Source organism: Rhodopseudomonas sp. P1 (assembly GCF_039642825.1).
GTDB lineage: Bacteria > Pseudomonadota > Alphaproteobacteria > Rhizobiales > Xanthobacteraceae > Rhodopseudomonas > Rhodopseudomonas palustris_H.
Window position 1 is genome coordinate 2,880,001 of sequence record NZ_CP088006.1, and the last position, 19,543, is coordinate 2,899,543.

General features: G+C 66.6%; 12 protein-coding genes. 6 read left to right on the forward strand and 6 right to left on the reverse strand.

Annotated features, from left to right (window positions below; translation table 11 throughout):
* Nucleotides 1-27 precede the first annotated feature (27 nt).
* Nucleotides 28-2,862 carry a glycosyltransferase gene (locus LRC39_RS13340; RefSeq protein ID WP_263988480.1) on the reverse strand — a complete coding sequence of 945 codons (2,835 nt, stop codon included), beginning with the start codon at nt 2,860-2,862 and terminating at the stop codon, nt 28-30.
* Between the two features lie 187 nt (nt 2,863-3,049).
* Complete coding sequence (locus LRC39_RS13345) at nt 3,050-3,634, reverse strand: beta-1-3, beta-1-6-glucan biosynthesis protein (RefSeq protein ID WP_346297507.1); 585 nt, start codon at nt 3,632-3,634, stop codon at nt 3,050-3,052.
* Between the two features lie 325 nt (nt 3,635-3,959).
* On the opposite strand from LRC39_RS13345, the gene LRC39_RS13350 reads away from it, so the two are divergent.
* Entirely contained in the window at nt 3,960-5,531 is a 1,572-nt protein-coding gene (locus tag LRC39_RS13350) for a beta-(1-6) glucans synthase (protein ID WP_263988481.1), read from the forward strand.
* Here LRC39_RS13350 and LRC39_RS13355 read toward each other — a convergent pair.
* Nucleotides 5,491-5,871 (reverse strand): hypothetical protein, encoded by a 381-nt coding sequence (locus LRC39_RS13355; RefSeq protein WP_107344588.1) that lies wholly within the window; start codon nt 5,869-5,871, stop codon nt 5,491-5,493. The genes LRC39_RS13350 and LRC39_RS13355 overlap by 41 nt on opposite strands.
* A 72-nt stretch (nt 5,872-5,943) precedes the next feature.
* Nucleotides 5,944-7,335, reverse strand: coding sequence for an SPOR domain-containing protein (locus LRC39_RS13360; RefSeq protein WP_346294622.1), 1,392 nt, complete (start codon nt 7,333-7,335; stop codon nt 5,944-5,946).
* Between the two features lie 167 nt (nt 7,336-7,502).
* Between LRC39_RS13360 and glmU the strand changes: the two genes are divergently transcribed.
* The 3 genes from glmU to LRC39_RS13375 all read left to right on the forward strand — a co-directional run bounded on the left by glmU (nt 7,503) and on the right by LRC39_RS13375 (nt 11,882).
* Nucleotides 7,503-8,861 (forward strand): bifunctional UDP-N-acetylglucosamine diphosphorylase/glucosamine-1-phosphate N-acetyltransferase GlmU, encoded by a 1,359-nt coding sequence (glmU, locus tag LRC39_RS13365; RefSeq protein WP_346294623.1) that lies wholly within the window; start codon nt 7,503-7,505, stop codon nt 8,859-8,861.
* Between the two features lie 125 nt (nt 8,862-8,986).
* The gene (gene glmS / locus LRC39_RS13370; protein WP_346294624.1) at nt 8,987-10,813 is read left to right on the forward strand and encodes a glutamine--fructose-6-phosphate transaminase (isomerizing); all 1,827 of its coding nucleotides are present in this window, start codon (nt 8,987-8,989) and stop codon (nt 10,811-10,813) included.
* A 274-nt stretch (nt 10,814-11,087) separates the two neighbouring features.
* Nucleotides 11,088-11,882, forward strand: coding sequence for a DUF502 domain-containing protein (locus tag LRC39_RS13375; protein WP_346294625.1), 795 nt, complete (start codon nt 11,088-11,090; stop codon nt 11,880-11,882).
* Nucleotides 11,883-12,082: 200 nt separating this feature from the next.
* Here the strand turns inward: LRC39_RS13375 and recG are convergent, their stop codons facing one another.
* The gene (gene recG, locus LRC39_RS13380; protein ID WP_346294626.1) at nt 12,083-14,185 is read right to left on the reverse strand and encodes an ATP-dependent DNA helicase RecG; all 2,103 of its coding nucleotides are present in this window, start codon (nt 14,183-14,185) and stop codon (nt 12,083-12,085) included.
* A gap of 153 nt (nt 14,186-14,338) precedes the next feature.
* Between recG and LRC39_RS13385 the strand changes: the two genes are divergently transcribed.
* Nucleotides 14,339-14,629 (forward strand): succinate dehydrogenase assembly factor 2, encoded by a 291-nt coding sequence (locus LRC39_RS13385; RefSeq protein ID WP_346294627.1) that lies wholly within the window; start codon nt 14,339-14,341, stop codon nt 14,627-14,629.
* Nucleotides 14,626-18,144: a transcription-repair coupling factor gene (mfd, locus tag LRC39_RS13390; RefSeq protein ID WP_346294628.1), complete on the forward strand. Its 3,519-nt coding sequence runs from the start codon at nt 14,626-14,628 to the stop codon at nt 18,142-18,144. Before LRC39_RS13385 ends, mfd begins: the two co-directional genes overlap by 4 nt.
* Before the next feature lie 122 nt (nt 18,145-18,266).
* On the opposite strand, the gene LRC39_RS13395 is transcribed toward mfd, so the two are convergent.
* Nucleotides 18,267-19,499, reverse strand: coding sequence for a GGDEF domain-containing protein (locus LRC39_RS13395; RefSeq protein ID WP_346294629.1), 1,233 nt, complete (start codon nt 19,497-19,499; stop codon nt 18,267-18,269).
* Nucleotides 19,500-19,543: the final 44 nt, after the last annotated feature.

Here is a 19,543-nt window from a genome sequence, read left to right on the forward strand (position 1 = left end):
GCTGGCGCGCACGGCCGCGACGCGCGGTTACGCGTCGCGGTGAAGCTCGGAGGCGACCTTCTGCGGCGCCGGGATCGGGGTCGGCAGCGCGACGGGGCGCAGGCCGATCAATTCGGCGGTCCGCACCGCGGTCGCGGTCCACCAGCCGAACTGGTTGATTCGCGAGTTCTCCAGAATCGCGATCGCCACCGCCGCCAGGAACGGCAGGCTCTGCAGCACCAAGACGCCGGCGAAGATGTAGATCTCGGTGATCTGGATGTTGCTGTTGGAGACCACCAGGATCGCGGCGCCGATCAGCAGCAGCACGCCGATCACGGCTTCCCAGAACGCCTGGAATTCCACCGACATCATCGTCAGGCCGCCCTTGGAGGTGCGGGCGAAGGCGAGGTGCTCGGTGATCAGGCCCTGGGCGACGGCGCGGGACACGGTCCATTGCACCGACATTGCCGCGATCATCGCCCCCAGCATCTGCGGCACGCCGATCTTCACCCGCAGCCGGTACAGCACCAGGAAGTGCGCCAGCGTGACGATGAAGGAGGCGATGATCGGCAGGGTGAGGATCTTGTCGGGAATCGCGATGTCGGCGAACGCCACGATCGGCACCCAGATCAGGTTGAGGATCGCCACCACCACGCCGAGGCTTTCGGCGCCGAGCCAGTTCAGCCAGCCGAGGCCGAATTCGCGGCGCTGGTCGCGGGAAAGGCGGCTGTTGCCGGGGAGGAACCGGCGCCAGTGCTTCTTGATGATCTGGAAGCCGCCATAGGCCCAGCGGTGCCGCTGCTTCTTGAACGCCTCATAGGTGTCCGGCAGCAGGCCGTAGCCGTAGCGGGTGTTGGTGTAGTGGGTGAGCCAGCCGTGCTCCATGATCTCAAGGCCGAGATCGGAGTCCTCGCAGATGGTGTCGCTCGACCAGCCGCCAGCCATGTCCATCGCGGCACGGCGGATCAGGCACATCGTGCCGTGCACGATAATGCCGTTGTACTCGTTGCGCTGGACCATGCCGATGTCGAAGAACCCGGCATATTCGCCGTTCATGATGTAGTGCATCAGCGAGCGGTCGCCGTCGCGATGCTCCTGCGGCGCCTGCACCAGGCCGACCCGCGGATCGTCGAACGCGGGAACGAGGTCCTTCAGCCAGTCCGGCGTCACCACATAGTCGGCGTCGATGATACCGATGATCTCGGCGTCGACCGCGGTGCGCTCCATCGCGATCCGCAGCGCGCCGGCCTTGAAGCCTTTGACCTTCTCGGCGTTGATGAACTTGAAGCGTTCGCCGAGCTCGCGGCAGTGATCCTGGATCGGCTGGGTAAAGGCCGGGTCGGGCGTGTTGTTGATGATCACCACGACTTCGAAGTTCGGGTAATCGAGCCGCGCCAGCGCATCCAGCGTCTGCTTCAGCATCTCCGGCGGTTCGAAATATGCCGGGACGTGGATCGAGACCTTGGGGAAGGTCACCGGTTCGCCCTTGGCGAGCGCGGCGGCGCGCTTGGCTTCCTGCGCGTCGGTGAGGGCGCGGGTGATCAGGCGGCGCGGCTTGCGGCCGAAGGCGACCGCCGAGATTTCCTCGATCCGGGCGAGGGCGATCGCCACCAGCGGCACCAGCAGGATCATACCGAGCGTCAGCGCGAAGGCCGAGCCGAACAAAAAGTAATGTCCGTTCCAATAGGCGAACACCGTCGCGGCCCAGGCGCCCGCGCCGTGGGCGGCCGCCGATAGCAGCAGCGTCTGCATCGCCGTCGGCGCGGCGAGCTGCAGGATCGGCAGCGACAGCAGGATGCCGACCAGCAGCGCGATGCCGGCGAGCTTCCAGTAGTTCGGATCGACCACCGGGCCGGTCCAGGCGAACTTCGGCTGGCGCGAGGCGTCGAGGAAGCCCCAATACGGACCGACGCCGCCTTCGAAGAACTTCCAGGGCTGATCGATCGCTTCAACGATGTTGTATTCCATGCCGATCGAGTCGGCGCGGCTGACGAAATTGCGCAGCGTCACCGCTTGCTCGAACTGACCGGGCACCGCGGCCTTGCGGTTATAGCCAGCGCTCGGCCAGCCGAATTCTGCGATCACGATGCGCTTGCCGGGGAAGGCCTCGCGCAGCTTCTGATAGATGATCATCGCCTGATCGACCGCCTGCTTGGCGGAGAAGCCTTCCCAGTACGGCAGGACGTGCGCGGCGATGAAGTCGACCGACGAGGCGAGCTCGGGATGCTCGAGCCAGATGTTCCAGATTTCGCCAGAGGTGACCGGCGCTTTGACCTGAGACTTCACGCGCTGGATCAGCCGGGTGAGGCGGCGGACATTGTTTTCGGCCGTGGCCCAGCGCACCGCTTCGTCGCGCTTGTCGGCCGGCTGGGCTTCGGCGTCGCGGACCCGCTGGTTCTCTTCGGCGACGAGACGGTAGCGCTCTTCCTCGCTCAGCCCGAGATTTTCCAGCGGGATCTGATCGCCGCGATACACCGTTTCGTTGCCGACGACGATGCCGCTGACATTGGCGTTGTGCTTGGCGAGGTCGATTGCGGCCTGGATCTCGCGCTCGTTGCGGGTGACGTCCTTGTCGATCCAGGCGCCGACATTGACCTTCAGGCCGAACTCGTTGGCGATCGGCGGCACCATCTCGGGACCGCCGGTCGACGAATACAGACGGATGGCGCGGGTCTGCGCCGACAGCTTTTTCAGGTCCGAGCGGATCCGTTCAGCGGTCGGGAAGTTGTCGACGTCCGGATGGCCGGAGCCATCGAACGGCGCGTAGGACACGCTCGGTAGCATGCCGGTGAAGTCGGCGGCTTGTTGTTTCTCCCGAAGGAGGCCCCAGAGCCCGGCGTGAGCGGCGGTGACGAAAAGCAGAACGGCGACGACAGCGCGCATCGCGACTAAACCATAAGGGGCCAGTTTGGCAGGTGGACTAACCCGTCCCCGAGGTCTGTCCACATCGTGGGCGCATCACTGTACGGATGCGCCCCGTGTCCAAGCAACTCGGCCGACCCCATGGCGAATTGAGGGCGTCCGGCGACCAAACCCGAGAAAATCCCGAACGTTCCAGCGCGCCGCGGAGTTATTTCGCAGGTGCGGGAGCCGGAGCTGTCGGTTGCTGCGGGGCAGGCGCTTGCGCCGGCTTGGCGGCCGGACCGGGAGGCGTTGCGGCCGCTGCGGCAGGCTGCTGCTGGGCGGTCGGATTGATCCAGCATGCGTGCACGCGTCCGCTGAGGCTGTCGGGGGCTTTCGGGTCGATAGGACCAGATCGCACGACACACCTGAATGCCGCCTGAATGTGACCCGTCGGGCAGCCGAAGCGATCGTACATATCAAGGTGACGGAATGCGGTGTCGAGGTCGTCGCGCCACATCAGCACCACGACGCGGCGGCCGAGCCAGACGCATTCGGGATTGCCGGCGGGGCCGTTGATCGCCTGCGCAGCCTCGGCGAATTCGTCGGTCTTCTTCTGGCTTTCCTTGAGCGCGTCGGCAGTCGACTGAGCCGGCTGATTGTTGGCGGCCGCCGGCGGCTTCTGCGTCTGATCCTGGGCGCGCAGATCGCCGCTCTGGGCGATCGCGCCGCCGACGCCGACCGACAGAGCAAGACCGCTCACGGCCAGGCAACGCAGCATCGCGTTCTGGAACTCAAGGAATACTCGTCGCATCGTGTCCCCGATCTCGTTGCCGGGCCATCGCGGCGCCGGTCCATCCACCTGATGCCGCTTGAATTCGTCGCCGATAGGGCGTGGCCCTCGGCAGAATCCCATGACGGACATTTTTGATTTTGTCCAGCAATGGCAGTTCGTCCTTCGGTGCATGGCGACGAATTGATGGCGGAAGAACGTCTGGTGTCGTGGCGGCTGAACGGCGCAGTGCACAAGGCGGCCTTGGCAGATCGGTCGCGAGCGGCTAATCGACGGGACCCTTTTGCAACGGACGGAATCGAAATCCTTGCGCACGCCGCTGTTGTTGATCCCGATCTCGTTGGCCATGATCTTCGGTGTGTGGTGGTGGATCGCCACGCCGATCACGCTCGAACGAGCGCCGATCGAAGCCAACTCCAAACTGGAATGCGTCTCGTACGCGCCGTTCCGCGGCGCGCAGACGCCGCTCGATCCGACCACGCATATCGACGCCGAGCAGATCGCTCAGGATATGGCGCAGCTCGCCAAGATCTCGAAGTGCGTTCGTACCTATTCGATCGATAACGGCCTGGACCAGCTTCCGCCGCTCGCCGCCAAGGTCGGGCTGAAGGTGCTGCAGGGCATCTGGCTGTCGAACGACCGCTCGAAGAACCTTGCGCAGATCGCAACCGCGGTCGGACTCACCAAAGCCTATCCGGACGTGATCACAGGTCTGGTGGTCGGCAACGAAGTCTTGCTTCGCGGCGAGATGACGACGGCGGACCTGGCTGCGACCATTCGGTTGGTGAAGGCGCAGGCCAAGGTGCCGGTGACCTATGCGGACGTCTGGGAATACTGGCTGCGTAACCGCGAGATCTACGACGCGGTCGATTTCGTCACGATCCATATCCTGCCGTACTGGGAGGACATGCCGGTCCGCGCCCGCTATGCCGCGAACCACGTCGACGCGATCCGCAAGCAGGTCGCGGTCGCCTTCCCGGGCAAGGAAATCCTGATCGGCGAAACCGGATGGCCGAGCGCCGGCCGGATGCGCGAAGGCGCGTTGCCGTCGCGTGCCAATCAGGCGCGGGTGGTCTCGGAGATTCTTGCTCTCGCCAAGGCGGAGAACTTCCGCGTCAATCTGATCGAAGCCTACGACCAGCCTTGGAAGCGCGACCTCGAAGGCACCGTCGGCGGTTATTGGGGCCTGATCGACGCCGACAACCGTGCCGAGAAGTATCCGGCCGGCGTGCCGATCAGCAACTTCCCGTATTGGAAGCTCGACGCTGCCGCCGGCATGACGCTGAGCGTTCTGGTGTTCCTGACCGCAATCCTGACGCTGCGTCGGCGCCCGTGGGCACCGCGGCTGATCTCCTGGCTGGCGGTCGGCACGTCTGCGACGGTCGCCGGCGTTCTGCTCGGTATCGCGGTCGACAAGCTGCTGGTCGAAAGCTACGGCGTCGGACGCTGGGCGCAGTGGAGCCTGCTGCTCGCCAGCGGCATTTTGACGCCGATCCTTGGCGCGCATGCGTTGATGTCCGGCCGGCCGCTCCCGACCTTCCTGGATCTGTTCGGGCCGCGCGAAGACCGGTCGCACTCGTTTGCGACCTGGGCGCTTGGTCTGGCTGTGGCGGTCACCGTGTTGATCGGCGCACAGACCGCGCTCGGCTTCACCTTCGATCCGCGCTACCGCGACTTCCCGTTCGCGTCGCTGACGATGGCGGTGGTGCCGCTGTTCCTGCTGATGCTGCTGAACCGGCCGCAGCAGGGGCTCCGGCCGATCGCCGAAGCCTCGTTCGCCGGCCTGTTCGCCGTCTGCGCGCTGTACACGGTGTTCAACGAAGGGCCGAAGAACTGGCAGTCGCTGTGGACCTGCGCAGTTTACGCGATGCTCGCGCTCACGCTGTGGCGGGCGCGGGTCGCGCAAACCCCAAAATAAGCAGCCCGATCGCGATCCCCGACAGGCCGATATTGTAGAGCACGATGCCGAGGCCGGCGCAGATCACGCCGCCGGTGAGCAGCACGATCGACGGCCGGATGAAGTGCAGCGCCGCGATCACCAACGCCGCGATGCCGAACACCGAATTCTGAAACAGATACGTCATCAGCAATCGGGCTTTGCACAGCATCGAGCGCAATCCGGCGTCGCAGGCCAAGGCCACGGTCGACAGCTCGATCGCGAGGTAGCGCAGGTACAGCGCGTAGCCGACGGTCAGAAAACCGACGATCAGCAGGAATTGCACCTGATACGGAGTAAGGCGGAACGGCTTTTTCTTCATAGCGTGATTATGCTGCGCTTCGAGAGGGCGAACAAGCTGACGCGGCGTTCTGACCGAGGCCGCCCCGAGCTTTTAGCGGATGCCGAGGATCGATGACAGGGTGGCCGGCCGTGGCGGCGGAGGTGCATCCTGCGCTGGTGCCGGCGGAGGCGGCGGCGGTTCGGGCTGCTGCAAGGTCACGCGCTCGCGATGCCGGCGCACCGGGCGCTGTGGTGCCGGTTGGGGCGCGCTCGCAGGCGCCGCCATCGGCAGGCGCTGGCCGTCATAGACCGACGCTTCACAGGCCCGGTCCGCGCTGCCGAGCGCGGCACAGACCTTGGCGGCGGCGGCCGCATCCGCGATCGGACCGGCGACCAGCCGCAACTGGGTGGCGTTGCCGTTTTCCTTGATCATGATGATCGGCTGCAGGCCCTTGAGCGCCTTCTGGGTCTTCGACAGCTTGCGCCACAACCCGCGCAGCCCCTCGACGGTATTGGCGGCACCGAGGTCGACGCCGAAGTCAGTGCGCGGCGCCGGCGTTTCCGCGGCAGCCTCCGCATCTTCGCCGGTCTCTTCAGGCGACGTTGCGGCCTTCGGTTCGAGCAGCTTGGCCGCGCCGGGATCGGGCGGAGCCAGGATCGACCGCGACGGCATCAACGGCGTGGTCGAAATCATCGCCGCCGTCGTCTGCGCCGCGGGCCGCTCCGGCGGGGCCGGCTCCAGCCGCGGCTTGTCGAGCCGAGATCTTTCCTGAGGTTTTTCCGCCACCGCCTTGTCGTCCGACGGCTTTTTGGCCTCAACAGCAGCAGGAGCTTGGGCCGCGGCCGGCTCTTCCGGCTTGGCTGTAGTCGGTGTCATTGCAGCCGCCGCAGCGACCGCGGGGGATGACGCTGGAGCGGCCGCGTTGGACGCAGGCTCGATCGCACCCAGCTTCTTGGCAGGCGCGGCGGGCGTATTCGGCTTGGTTTCAACCGGAGCGACCGGCGGAGCAGGTGGGGGCGTCTCTTTGGTGGGGATCTCCGGCAGGGTTGCGGCCGGTCCCCAACGGTCCATCGGATTGTCGGCCGCGGGTGAGTGCGGCTTGCTGCCGACCGCCTGCACCCGCGCGATCGAGCCTGTGACCGAGTCCAGGCCCTGTTCGAGCGTGCCGACGCGCGCATACAGCCGGTCGCGGTCAGTGTTCAGCGAATCGATCGCCGCGATCAGCCGGCTGGTCGCCGTCTGGGTGTCCTTGGCGAGGCGCTGGATCATCTGTGACTGCTGGGCGACGTCCGCCGCCGCCGTCTGCTCGCGGCGCCGGTCGGTGACGTTCTGGACGGCCATGATGGCGAGCACGACCGCGCCGAGCGAGGCAATTGCCCACGATCCCAGGCGCCACTTGTCCTGGGTGTTGAGCTCTTCTTCATCTGCCAGCAGCCGGGTCAGCCAGCCGCCCGTTTCCTCGGTCGCGAAGCTGTCTGCCAGATCGTCGGTTTTTCTGGCCATCGGATGGTCTCAAAGCCTTGAAGCGCGCAACGCGAATCAGATGCCCAACAGTATCAGGGAATTGCCGTTTTCAGGTGGGCCGCGCTTGCCGCCAGAGCCGCAAACCCGTTTCCCCTTCGTGGCAAAACCCTTTATGAGGGCCGCATCACCAGACCATGGATGTTGAAATGACTGCCAGAAACAGCCTGACGATCGTGCTTGCCGCGGGCGAGGGCACGCGGATGCGATCTTCGCTGCCGAAGGTGCTGAACCCCGTCGCCGGCCGCTCGCTGCTTTCCCACGTGCTGAGCGCGGCGCCGCATGGCGAACGCGATCGGCTCGCGGTGGTGATCGGTCCGGATCATCAGGCGGTCGGCGACGAGGCCAAACGTGTCCGCTCTGACGCGGCCATCCATATTCAGGCGCAGCGGCTCGGGACCGCGCATGCGGTGCTGGCGGCTCGCGAGGCGATCGCCCAGGGCGCCGACGATCTGCTGATCGCGTTCGGCGACACCCCGTTGATCTCGGCCGAGACGTTCGCCCGTCTGCGCGAGCCGCTACACAACGGCTCGTCTCTGGTGGTGCTCGGTTTCCGCGCGGCCGATCCGACGGGTTATGGCCGTCTGGTGGTCGAGGACGGCAAGCTGACGGCGATCCGTGAGCAGGCGGACGCCAGCGCCGATGAACTGAAGATCACGCTGTGCAACGCCGGCGTGATGGCGATCGACGGCAACATCGCGCTCGACGTGCTCGACAAGATCGGCAACGCCAACGCCAAGGGCGAGTACTACCTGACTGACGCGATTGGGATCGTTCGCGATCTCGGCCTGACTGCCAGCGTGATCGAAACCAGCGAGGACGAGGTTCGCGGCATCAACACCAAGGCGCAGCTCGCCGAGGCCGAGACCGTGATGCAGACCCGCCTGCGCCAGGCCGCGATGGCGGCCGGCGTGACGCTGATCGCGCCGGAGACCGTGTATCTCGCCGCCGACACGACGTTCGGCAAGAATGTGGTCATCGAGCCGTTCGTGGTGATCGGCCCCGGCGTGTCGATTGCCGACGGCGCGGTGATCCACTCGTTCTCGCACCTTTCCGAAGCAAAGATCGGCAGCAAGGCGCAGGTCGGTCCCTATGCGCGGTTGCGGCCGGGGACGTCGCTCGGCGACGGCGCCAAGATCGGTAATTTCGTCGAGACCAAAGCCGCGCAGATCGACGCCGGCGCCAAGGTCAATCACCTGACCTATATCGGTGATGCCCACATCGGTGCGTCGGCCAACATCGGTGCCGGTACCATCACTTGTAATTATGACGGCTTCGACAAGCACAAGACCGAGATCGGGGCGGGTGCATTCATCGGCTCGAATTCGTCGCTGGTCGCGCCGGTCAAGATCGGCAGCGGCGCCTATATCGGGTCCGGTTCGGTGATCACCAAGGACGTGCCGGATGATGCGCTGGCAGTCGAGCGCAACGTGCAGACCGCCAAGGACGGCTGGGCCAAGCGCTTCCGGGACGCCAAGTCGCGCCATCGCAAGCCGAAGGCGCATTGAAGCCGCCGGTTTGGCTTAACCTTGTGTCAAATCGCAATAATTGTTGACTACCAAGGCTTTCGCAGAAGCCGCTAGAAGTCGGGGCGTCGGCAGGTCGCCCGGCGAACTGGGGATTATTCAACCGCATGTGCGGCATCATCGGAATTCTGGGACGTGGACCGGTTGCTGAGCAGCTGGTCGATTCGCTGAAGCGGCTCGAGTACCGAGGTTATGACTCGGCCGGGGTCGCAACGCTCGAAGACGGCGAGCTCGTGCGCCGCCGGGCCGAAGGCAAGTTGAAGAATCTCGAAGCGGTGTTGAAGCGGCAGCCACTGGCCGGCCATGTCGGGATCGGCCACACCCGGTGGGCGACCCACGGCAAGCCCAACGAGGCCAATGCGCACCCGCATGCGGCGTCGGGCGTCGCGGTCGTGCACAACGGCATCATCGAAAACTTTCGCGAGCTGCGTGACGAGCTCGAGGGTGGCGGTGCGACCTTCGCCAGCGAGACCGACACCGAAGTGGTGGCGCATCTGGTCAACTCGTTTCTGGCCAAGGGGTTGTCGCCGCAGGACGCGGTGAAGGCGGCGCTGCCGCGGCTGCGCGGCGCATTCGCGCTGGCGTTCGTGTTCAAGGACTATGACGATCTGATGATCGGCGCCCGGAAGGGCTCGCCGCTGGCGATCGGCTATGGCGACGGCGAGATGTATCTCGGCTCGGATGCGATCGCGCTGGCGCCGCTCACCGATGACATCAGCTATCTCGACGACGGCGACTGGGTGGTGCTGACCCACACCAGCGCCGAAGTCCGCGATGCCAAGGGCGACGTCGTCAAGCGCGACGTGATGAAGTCGGGCGCCTCGTCGTTCGTGGTCGACAAGGCCAACTATCGCCACTTCATGGCCAAGGAGATCCACGAGCAGCCGGAAGTCGTCGGCCACACCCTGGCGCGCTATCTCGACATGGCGAGCGAGCGGATCGCGCTGCCGATGAAGCTGCCGTTCGACTTCAAGGACGTGCAACATCTGTCGATCACCGCCTGCGGCACGGCGAACTACGCCGGCTACGTCGCCAAGTACTGGTTCGAACGCTTTGCGCGGCTGCCGGTCGAGATCGATATCGCGTCGGAATTCCGCTACCGCGAAGCGCCGCTGCGCAAGGGCGATCTGGCGGTCTTCATCTCGCAATCGGGCGAGACCGCCGACACGCTGGCAGCGCTGCGCTACGCCAAGGAGCAGGGGCTGCACACGCTGTCGGTGGTCAACGTGCCGACCTCGACCATCGCCCGCGAGAGCGAGGTGGTGATGCCGACCCTGGCGGGCCCCGAGATCGGCGTCGCCTCGACCAAGGCGTTCACCTGCCAGCTCACGGCGCTGGCGGCGCTGGCGATCGCGGCGGGACGGGCGCGCGGTACCTTGACCGATGACGACGAAGCCAAGCTGGTGCACGGCCTGATCGAATTGCCCCGGCTGATGGCGGCGGCGCTGACCCACGAGCCGCAGATCGAGCGGCTGGCGCGCGACATCTCCAAGGCCCAGGACGTCCTCTATTTAGGCCGCGGCACGTCGTATCCGCTGGCGCTGGAAGGCGCGCTGAAGTTGAAGGAAATCTCCTACATCCACGCCGAGGGCTATGCCGCCGGCGAGCTTAAGCACGGCCCGATCGCGCTGATCGACGAGAAGATGCCGGTGGTGGTGATCGCGCCGTACGACCGGGTGTTCGAGAAGACCGTCTCCAACATGCAGGAGGTCGCGGCCCGCGGCGGCCGGATCATCCTGATGACCGACGCCAAGGGCGCCGAGGAAGCGACCGTCGAGTCGATGGTGACGATCGTGATGCCGGACATGCCTTCGGCGTTCACCCCGATGGTCTATGCCATCCCGGTGCAACTGCTCGCCTACCACACCGCCGTGGTGATGGGCACCGACGTCGACCAGCCGCGCAATCTGGCGAAGTCGGTCACGGTGGAATAGGGCGTTCACACGCCCATCGGCCCCTCGGCGCGAAACGTTCGCAGCACTCTGCCGAGGCATCCGGCAAGTTGTCGCGGCCGGCTGGCTGTCCACACCCGGCCGGTTGTTGGCGGCTGCTGGAGCCCTTATATCTGGCGGCGTTGGCAGAACGCCGAAGTGGCGCGATCGAGCCTGGCCGGGTCGGATCGATCGCTTATCCCCAGGGCGCTCTGCTACAGTGAACCTCGCGTCGGGGCTTCGGCCGCGACATCCGTAGCACCGACCTGGACTGCCGATGACCGACCAGCTTCCGACCCCGACCGGTGATCTTCCGCCGGACCCGCCGCGCGGCGTGATGGGGCGTCTCCGCAATTACTTCCTGACCGGCCTGATCGTGGCAGGCCCGGTCGCGATCACGTTCTACCTGACCTGGTGGTTCGTGAACTGGGTCGATGGCTTCGTGCGTCCGCTGGTTCCGCCGGACTATCGCCCCGAGACCTATCTGCCGTTCGCGGTGCCGGGCTCCGGCCTGGTCGTCGCGTTCGTCGCGCTGACGCTGCTCGGTTTCCTCACCGCCAACCTGATCGGCCGCAGCCTGGTCGATCTCGGCGAGCGTCTGCTCGGCCGGATGCCGGTGGTGCGGGCGATCTACCGTGGCCTGAAGCAGGTGTTCGAGACGCTGTTCTCGGGCAACGGCAACAGCCTGCGGAAAGTTGGCCTGGTCGAGTTCCCACAGCCGGGGATGTGGTCGATCGTGCTGATCTCGCTGCCGCCGAACCAGGAAGTCGCGACCAAGATCCCGAGCCAGGACGAGCACATCTCGGTGTTCCTGCCGTGCGCGCCGAACCCGACCACCGGCTTCTTCTTCTACGTCCCGCGCAGCAAGGTGATCCCGGTCGATATGAGCGCCGAGGAGGCCGCGACGCTGATCATGTCGGCGGGCGTGGTGCAGCCGGGTTCCGATCCGCAGAAGAAGATCGCGGCGCTGGCGGCAACCGCGCTGGCCGCCAAGAAGGTCCGCGAACCCGGCGAGCCGGAATCGGCGTTCTCGCGCCGCCGCGTGAACAAGGCGCCCGACAAGGTCGATTAGTTCGGCCACGGTGCGGCTGAGGCCGTTCGCAATCATCATTCACGTTCGTCATTCCGGGACGCCGCTCAGCGGCGGGCCCGGAATCCATAATCACCAACGCGGATGATGATTTGCGGGGGGCATCGCCGGGTGTCAGTCGCTAGGCCAGGGGCTATGGATTCCGGGTTCGCGCTGCGCGCGCCCCGGAATGACGATCACTTCTAACCCGCCCCCAGCAGCGGGATCGCTTCGTCGCGTTCGTAAAGATACAGCAGGCAGCGTAGCGCCTCTCCGGACGGGCCTTCGAGCTTGGGGTTGTCTTTCAGGATCCGCAGCGCTTCGTCGCGCGCCTGGGTGATGAGCTGAGCATGGACTTCGGAGCGCGCAATCCGGTAGCCGGGCAGGCCGCTCTGCCGCGTGCCGAGCACATCGCCTTCGCCGCGCAGCTTGAGATCTTCCTCGGCGATCCGGAAACCGTCGGTGGTGTCGCGGATCACACGCAGGCGCGCCCCGGAGAGTTCGCCCAGCGGCTCACGATACAGCAGCAGGCACGTCGACGCCTCGCTGCCGCGGCCGACCCGGCCGCGCAGCTGATGCAGCTGTGCCAGACCGAACCGTTCGGCGTTTTCGATCACCATGATGGTGGCTTCGGGCACGTCGACACCGACCTCGACCACCGTGGTGGCGACCAGCACGCTGATCTCGCCGCGCGCGAACTGGCCCATCACCTGGTCCTTGTCGCTGCCGCGCATCCGTCCATGCACCAAGCCGACCTGATGATCGCCGAAGCGCTGCCGCAGCGACTCGTAGCGTTGTTCGGCGTCGGTGAGTTTGACGTTCTCGGATTCCTCGACCAGCGGGCAGATCCAGTACACGCGCTTGCCGGCGGCGATCGCGCGGCCGATGCCGTCGACCACTTCCGGCAGCCGCGTATCGGACAGCGTGCGGGTGTCGATCGGCTGGCGGCCGGCGGGCTTCTCGCGGAGTTCCGAAACGTCCATGTCGCCGAAGTAAGTCAGCACCAGCGTGCGCGGAATCGGCGTTGCGCTGAGCACCAGCACGTCGACATCGGCCCCCTTGCTGGTCAGCGCCAGGCGCTCGCGCACGCCGAAACGGTGCTGCTCGTCGACGACCGCCAGCGCCAGCGATTTATAGATCACGTCGTCCTGGATCAGCGCGTGAGTGCCGACCAGAAAATCGATCTCGCCGGCGGCGAGCCGCTCCAGGATCTCGCGGCGCTCTTTGCCTTTCTCGCGGCCGGTGAGAATCGCGACCTGCATCCCGGCGCGTTCGGCCAGCGGCGCGATGGTCTTGATGTGCTGGCGGGCGAGGATTTCGGTCGGCGCCATCAGCGCCGCCTGCTTGCCGGCTTCGGCGACCGCCGCTGCGGCCAGCAGCGCCACCACGGTCTTGCCGCTTCCGACGTCGCCCTGCAGCAGTCGTAGCATCCGCACCGGCTGGAGCAGATCTTCGGCGATCGCCGCGGCGGCCTGCTGCTGCGAATTGGTCAGCGCGTAGGGTAGCGCGTCGATGATCTTGTGGCGCAGGCGGCCGTCGCCGGCGTTGCGGCTGCCGGCCGGGCGGCGGAGCTGCGCCCGCACCAGCGCCAGCGCGAGCTGTCCGGCGAGCAGTTCGTCATAGGCGAGCCGCGACCAATACGGCCCATCGGGCAGAATGTCGGTCGGCTGATCCGGGATGTGGACGTGCTTCAGCGCTTCGGCGAACGAGGGAAACCGGCAGCGCCGCAGCACCTCGGGGCTGATCCATTCCGGCAGCGCCGGCAGCTTGGTCAGCGCCTGCGCCACCGCCCGGCGCAGCGAGCCGATCGCCAGCCCCTCGGTCAGCGGATAGACCGGATCGATCTGCGGCAGCTTGGCGAAGGCTTCCTCGTCGACGACGCGGTCGGGATGCACGATCTGCAGCGTGCCGTCGTAGAGCTGGCCGGTGCCGGAGACGTAGCGCTTGGCGCCGACCGGCAGCAGCTTCTGCACATAGTCCGGCTTGGCGCGGAAGAACGTCAGCACCACGTCGCCGGTGTCGTCGCTGGCATAGACCAGATACGGCGCGCGGGAGCGGCCCGGCGGCGGCGCGCGGTGGCGATCGACCGTGACCTCCAGCGTCACCACCGTTCCCGGCACGGCGTCCCGAATCTTTGGCCGGGCGCGGCGGTCGATCACGCTGCTCGGCAGATGCAGCAGCAGGTCGGCCAGCCGCGGGGTGTCGTCGCGGTCCAGCAGATAGCGGAACAGCTTGTCCTGTTTCGGTCCGACGCCGGTCAGGCCGGTGACCGGGGCGAACAGCGGATTGAGCAGAGCAGGGCGCATCGAACCAAGCGGGTGGATGGGCGGTTGCCCGCAGGGTTGGCTGCATTTGCGGCCGATTGCAATGCGCCAGTGCGGGCTGACAGCGGCGATGCCGGTCGCTATATCAAGGCCGCCCGGCACGTCCGGGCTTTTGGCGTTGAGGTGGATTTCGACATGACGGGCACCACACGGTCGAGCGGCGGGCTCGACGACCGCCGCAAGCGGCTTCTGTTCCGCTGCTGGCATCGCGGCACACGCGAGATGGATCTGATTCTCGGCCAGTTCGCCGACGCCGAGATCGGCACACTGTCGGAGGCGGAGATCGACGAGCTCGAACGCCTGATCGAGGTCAACGACCACGATCTCTACGCTGCGGTCGCCGGCGGCGACACGCTGCCGGCCGAGTTCAAGGGCGGGCTGTTCGAACGGATCAAGACCTACGGCCATCAGGACGGCGCCGTATGAAGACTCCGAGCAGGTCGCCGGCGGAACAGCTTACGCCCGGCAAGGCGCTGACCTTCGCCAACGTCGCCGAAGGCGCCGAGGGGCTGATCATCGCCGATCTGGCCCGCGCGGTCGCGGCCAAGCCGAAGGCGCCCGCTGTCAGCCTGACGGTGATCTGCCGCGATGGTCCGCGGATGCAGCAGCTCGCGCGCAGCCTGGAGTTCTTCGCGCCCGATCTCGAGGTGCTGCAGTTTCCGGCCTGGGACTGCCAGCCTTATGACCGCGTTTCGCCGCACGCCGGCATCCTGGCGCAGCGTGTCACCACCCTGGCGAAGCTGTCGCGCCTGACCGGCAGCGACAAGCCGCTGATCGTGCTGACCACGGTCAACGCCGCCGTGCAGCGGGTGCCGGTGCGCGAGATCATCGCCGCGCAGGCGCTGTCGGTGGCTCCCGGCAACGTGGTGCCGATGGATTCGATCGTCGCCTGGCTCGAACACAACGGCTACAGCCGCGCCTCCACGGTGCGCGAAGCCGGTGAATACGCGGTCCGCGGCGGCATTCTCGATCTGTTTCCGGCCGGCCTCGACCAGCCGGTGCGATTCGACTTCTTCGGCGACCAGCTCGAATCGATCCGCACCTTCGACGCCGAGACCCAGCGCACGCTGCACACCATGCGCGGCCTGGACCTGGTGCCGGTGTCGGAATTCCAGCTCGTCACCGAGACCATCCGCCGCTTCCGCATGGGCTACGTTGCCGCGTTTGGTGCGCCGCATCCGGACGACCAGCTGTACGCCGCGGTCAGCGAAGGCCGCCGCCATCCCGGCATGGAGCACTGGCTGCCGCTGTTCCAGGAGCGGATGGACACGCTGTTCGAGTACCTGAAAGGTACGCCGGTCGCGATCGAGCCGCAGAGCGAAGACGCCGCGCGCGAGCGCTTCAAGCAGATTGCCGACTACTACGACGCCCGGCGCGAAGCGATGGAGCAGCCCGGCTCCGGCGCGATCTATAAGCCGCTGCCGCCGGATCGGCTGTATCTCACCGACAGTGAATGGACCGCGCGGCTCGAAGGTGTCGCCCTGGCGCGGCTGACGCCATTCGCGCTGCCGGACGACACCAACGACGTGATCGATGCCGGTGCCCGTGCCGGCCGCAACTTCGCGCCGGAGCGCGCGGACGCCAACGTCAACGTGTTCGAGACGCTGGTGGCGCACGTCTATGCGCTGCAGGCGGCGCGCAAGAAGGTGGTAATCGCGCTGTGGAGCGAAGGCTCGCGCGACCGCATGGCGAGCATGCTGAAGGACCACAAGCTGGTCGCGCTCACCAGCGTCAATTCCTGGCGTACCGTGCAGGCGACGCCGCGCAACGAAACCATGCTGGCGGTGGTCGGGCTGGAGTCCGGCTTCGAGACCGATGCGTTTGCGGTGATCACCGAGCAGGATGTGCTCGGCGACCGATTGGTGCGGCAGCGGAAGGCCAGCAAGAAGCTCGACAACTTCATCTCCGAGGTCACCAGCCTCTCGACCGGTGACATCGTGGTGCATGTCGAGCACGGCATCGGCCGCTTCGTCGGGCTGCAGACGCTCGAAGTCGGCGGCGCGCCGCACGATTGCGTCGAACTTCACTACGCCAACGACACCAAGCTGTTCCTGCCGGTCGAGAACATCGAGCTGCTGTCACGCTACGGCTCCGACGGCACCGCGGTCGAACTCGACAAGCTCGGCGGCTCCGGTTGGCAGGCGCGCAAGGCCAAGCTGAAGAACCGTATCCGGCAGATCGCCGGCGAACTGATCAAGGTCGCGGCCGAACGGCACTTGCGCGAGGCGCCGAAGCTGCCGGTGCAGCCGCAGCTCTATGACGAGTTCTGCGCGCGCTTCCCCTACGACGAGACCGAGGATCAGCTCGCTGCGATTAACGCCGCGCTGAGCGATCTGGAGAAGGGCACGCCGATGGACCGCCTGGTTTGCGGCGACGTCGGTTTCGGCAAGACCGAGGTGGCGCTGCGCGCGGCGTTTGCCGTGGCGCTCGACGGCAAGCAGGTCGCGGTCGTGGTCCCGACCACGCTGCTCGCGCGGCAGCACGCCAAGACCTTCACCGAACGGTTCCGTGGCTTCCCGGTGAATGTCGGCCAAGCCTCGCGGCTGGTTTCGACCAAGGAGCTGTCGCAGGTCAAGAAGGGCATTGCCGACGGCACGCTCGACATCGTGGTCGGCACGCACGCGCTGCTCGGCAAGTCGATCAAGTTCAAGGACCTCGGCCTCGTCATCGTCGACGAGGAGCAGCACTTCGGCGTCACCCACAAGGAGAAGCTGAAGCAGCTTCGCTCCGAGGTCCACGTGCTGACGCTGAGCGCGACGCCGATCCCGCGCACGCTGCAGCTCGCCATGACCGGCGTGCGCGACCTGTCGATCATTGCTTCGCCGCCGGTCGACCGGCTCGCGGTGCGAACCTTCGTGGCGCCGCACGATCCGCTGATGATCCGCGAAGCGCTGCTGCGCGAGCGCTATCGCGGCGGTCAGGCGTTCTACGTCGTGCCGCGGATCGACGATCTCGCCGAGGTGAAGGACTTCCTCGACAAGCATGTGCCGGAGATGAAGGTCGCGGTGGCGCACGGCCAGATGCCGCCGGCGGTGATCGAGGACATCATGTCGGCGTTCTACGACGGCAAGTTCGACATCCTGCTGTCGACCACGATCGTCGAATCCGGCCTGGACATCCCCAACGCGAACACGCTGATCGTGCACCGCGCCGACATGTTTGGCCTGGCGCAATTGTATCAGCTCCGCGGCCGCGTCGGCCGGTCCAAGCTGCGCGCCTACGCGCTGTTCACGCTGCCGCAGCACAACATCACCGCCCAGGCGGAGCGCCGGCTCAAGGTGCTGCAATCGCTGGAAACGCTCGGCGCCGGCTTCCAGCTCGCCTCGCACGACCTCGATATCCGCGGCGCCGGCAATCTGCTCGGCGAGGAGCAGTCCGGCCACATCAAGGAAGTCGGCTTCGAGCTGTATCAGCAGATGCTGGAGGAGGCGATCACCAACCTCAAGGCCGGCATCGTCGACGAGCCGGTCGCCGACCGCTGGTCGCCGCAGATCACCATTGGCATGCCGGTGCTGATTCCGGAGGACTTCGTCGCCGATCTTGCGGTGCGGCTGTCGCTGTATCGCCGGCTCGCCGATCTCGACACCGACGAGGAGATCGAGAACTTCGCCGCCGAGCTGCGCGACCGTTTCGGTCCGCTGCCGGACGAGGTCCGCTACCTGTTCAAGGTGGCGGCGATCAAGGCGTATTGCCGCCGTGCCAATGTCGAGAAGGTCGACGCCGGTCCGAAGGGCGTCGTCATCAGCTTCCGCGACAACGCCTTCGCACAGCCGGACAAGCTGGTGTTCTTCATCAAGCGCCACGGTGAAGCCGCCAAGGTGCGGCCCGACATGAAGGTGGTGTTCTTCCAGGTCTGGGAGACGCCGGAAGAGCGGTTGATGGGGACGACCGATATCCTCAAGCAGCTCGCCGACCTCGCCGAGAACCGCAAGGCGGCGTGATTTTGCCTCCGCGTCATTGCGAGGCGCGCAGCGCCGAAGCAATCCAGAAGCTCCGTACACCGGCCTGTGGATTGCTTCGCCTTCGGCTCGCAATGACGGGAAGCGCGATCAGCGCGAGGCGGTCACGACGCCGCGCGGCGGCGGTCCTGCTGCACGACGCGGGTCAGGATGGCGCGGGCGGATTCGTCCGGCATCAGGGTCGCGACGCTGACGTCGGGATCGATCCGGGCCTCGCGCCGGGCGCTGTGAGCGGTCTGCTTGATCACGCTGCTGAGCCGCCGCGCGATCGCCTGGGCGTTGCGCAGGTCAGTTGCCGCGAACACCACCAGCAGCGTGCCGTCGGTTTGCAGCGTGCCGAAGTCCATCTTGCGCATCAGCCGGCTGACGATCCGTGCGGCGTCGTTCACCGCTCGGCGATCGGCGCGGTGCAGGACGAAGCGCGCGACCGACAGGCCTTCGCCGCGAGTCTGCGCCTGATACACGGCGGTCGCAAAATCACGCTCGAACGCCGCCTCGGTGAGAAGGCCGGTGCGGGGATCGAGCAGGCCGCCAGCATCGAGCGAGGCCAGCGTGCGGGTGAGCCGGGCCTCGAAGGCGTGCTGACGTACCAGCGGCAACGCGGCGCCGACGATCCGTGCCGGATCGCCATCGACGAATTCGAGATTGGGCAGCTCGAAGCTGCTGTGCGGCGCCGGAACGCCGACCACGATCGGCAGATGCCGGAACCGGGTGTCTTCCGACAGCACAGTCAAGAAGGCATCGACCACGCGCGGGCTGAAGCCTTCGGCCAGCACGATGCCGTCGAGATCGCGGGCGTTGAGATGCTTGGCGGCGGCTTCGATCGACAGCGCGCCGACCACCCCGACGCGTTCGCCGAGCGCGACCGACAGCGCCGGATAGGCGGCGCCGCGGCCGATCAGCAGTACGGTCGCGTCCTGCAGCGGATCATGGTCGGATAGTTCGGTGAGGCCACTTGGATCGCTCAGGCGCCGCATCGCCGTGGCGTGCAGCGTCCGCACCCGCAGCGCGGCCCGCAGCCGCGGCGCCAGATGGATGAGCTCGCCCGGATCGGCGCTGAACGGCATGACGTTGTCGGGCAGGCCGCCATCGGTCCCGATCGCGATCAGCGGCACGTAGGGCTGCAGCAAGCCGATCTGGCGGGCGAGTGTCTCGAGGGAGCCGGCGGGCGGACCGCCATCTGCGACCACAGCCGACGGGCGCAGCCGGCCGACCGCTTCGCCGGCCTCCGGCCATGCAGAAGCGAGCACTGGAAACAGTTTGGCGTCCGTCAGTGCTGCGAGGGTCGGCGAGCTTTCATCGTCGGTTACGACGAGGATAGGCGCGTGGTACGACATTCCAAGAACGGCTCCCGCGGTCGAGGCGGAAACCGTAAGCCGTC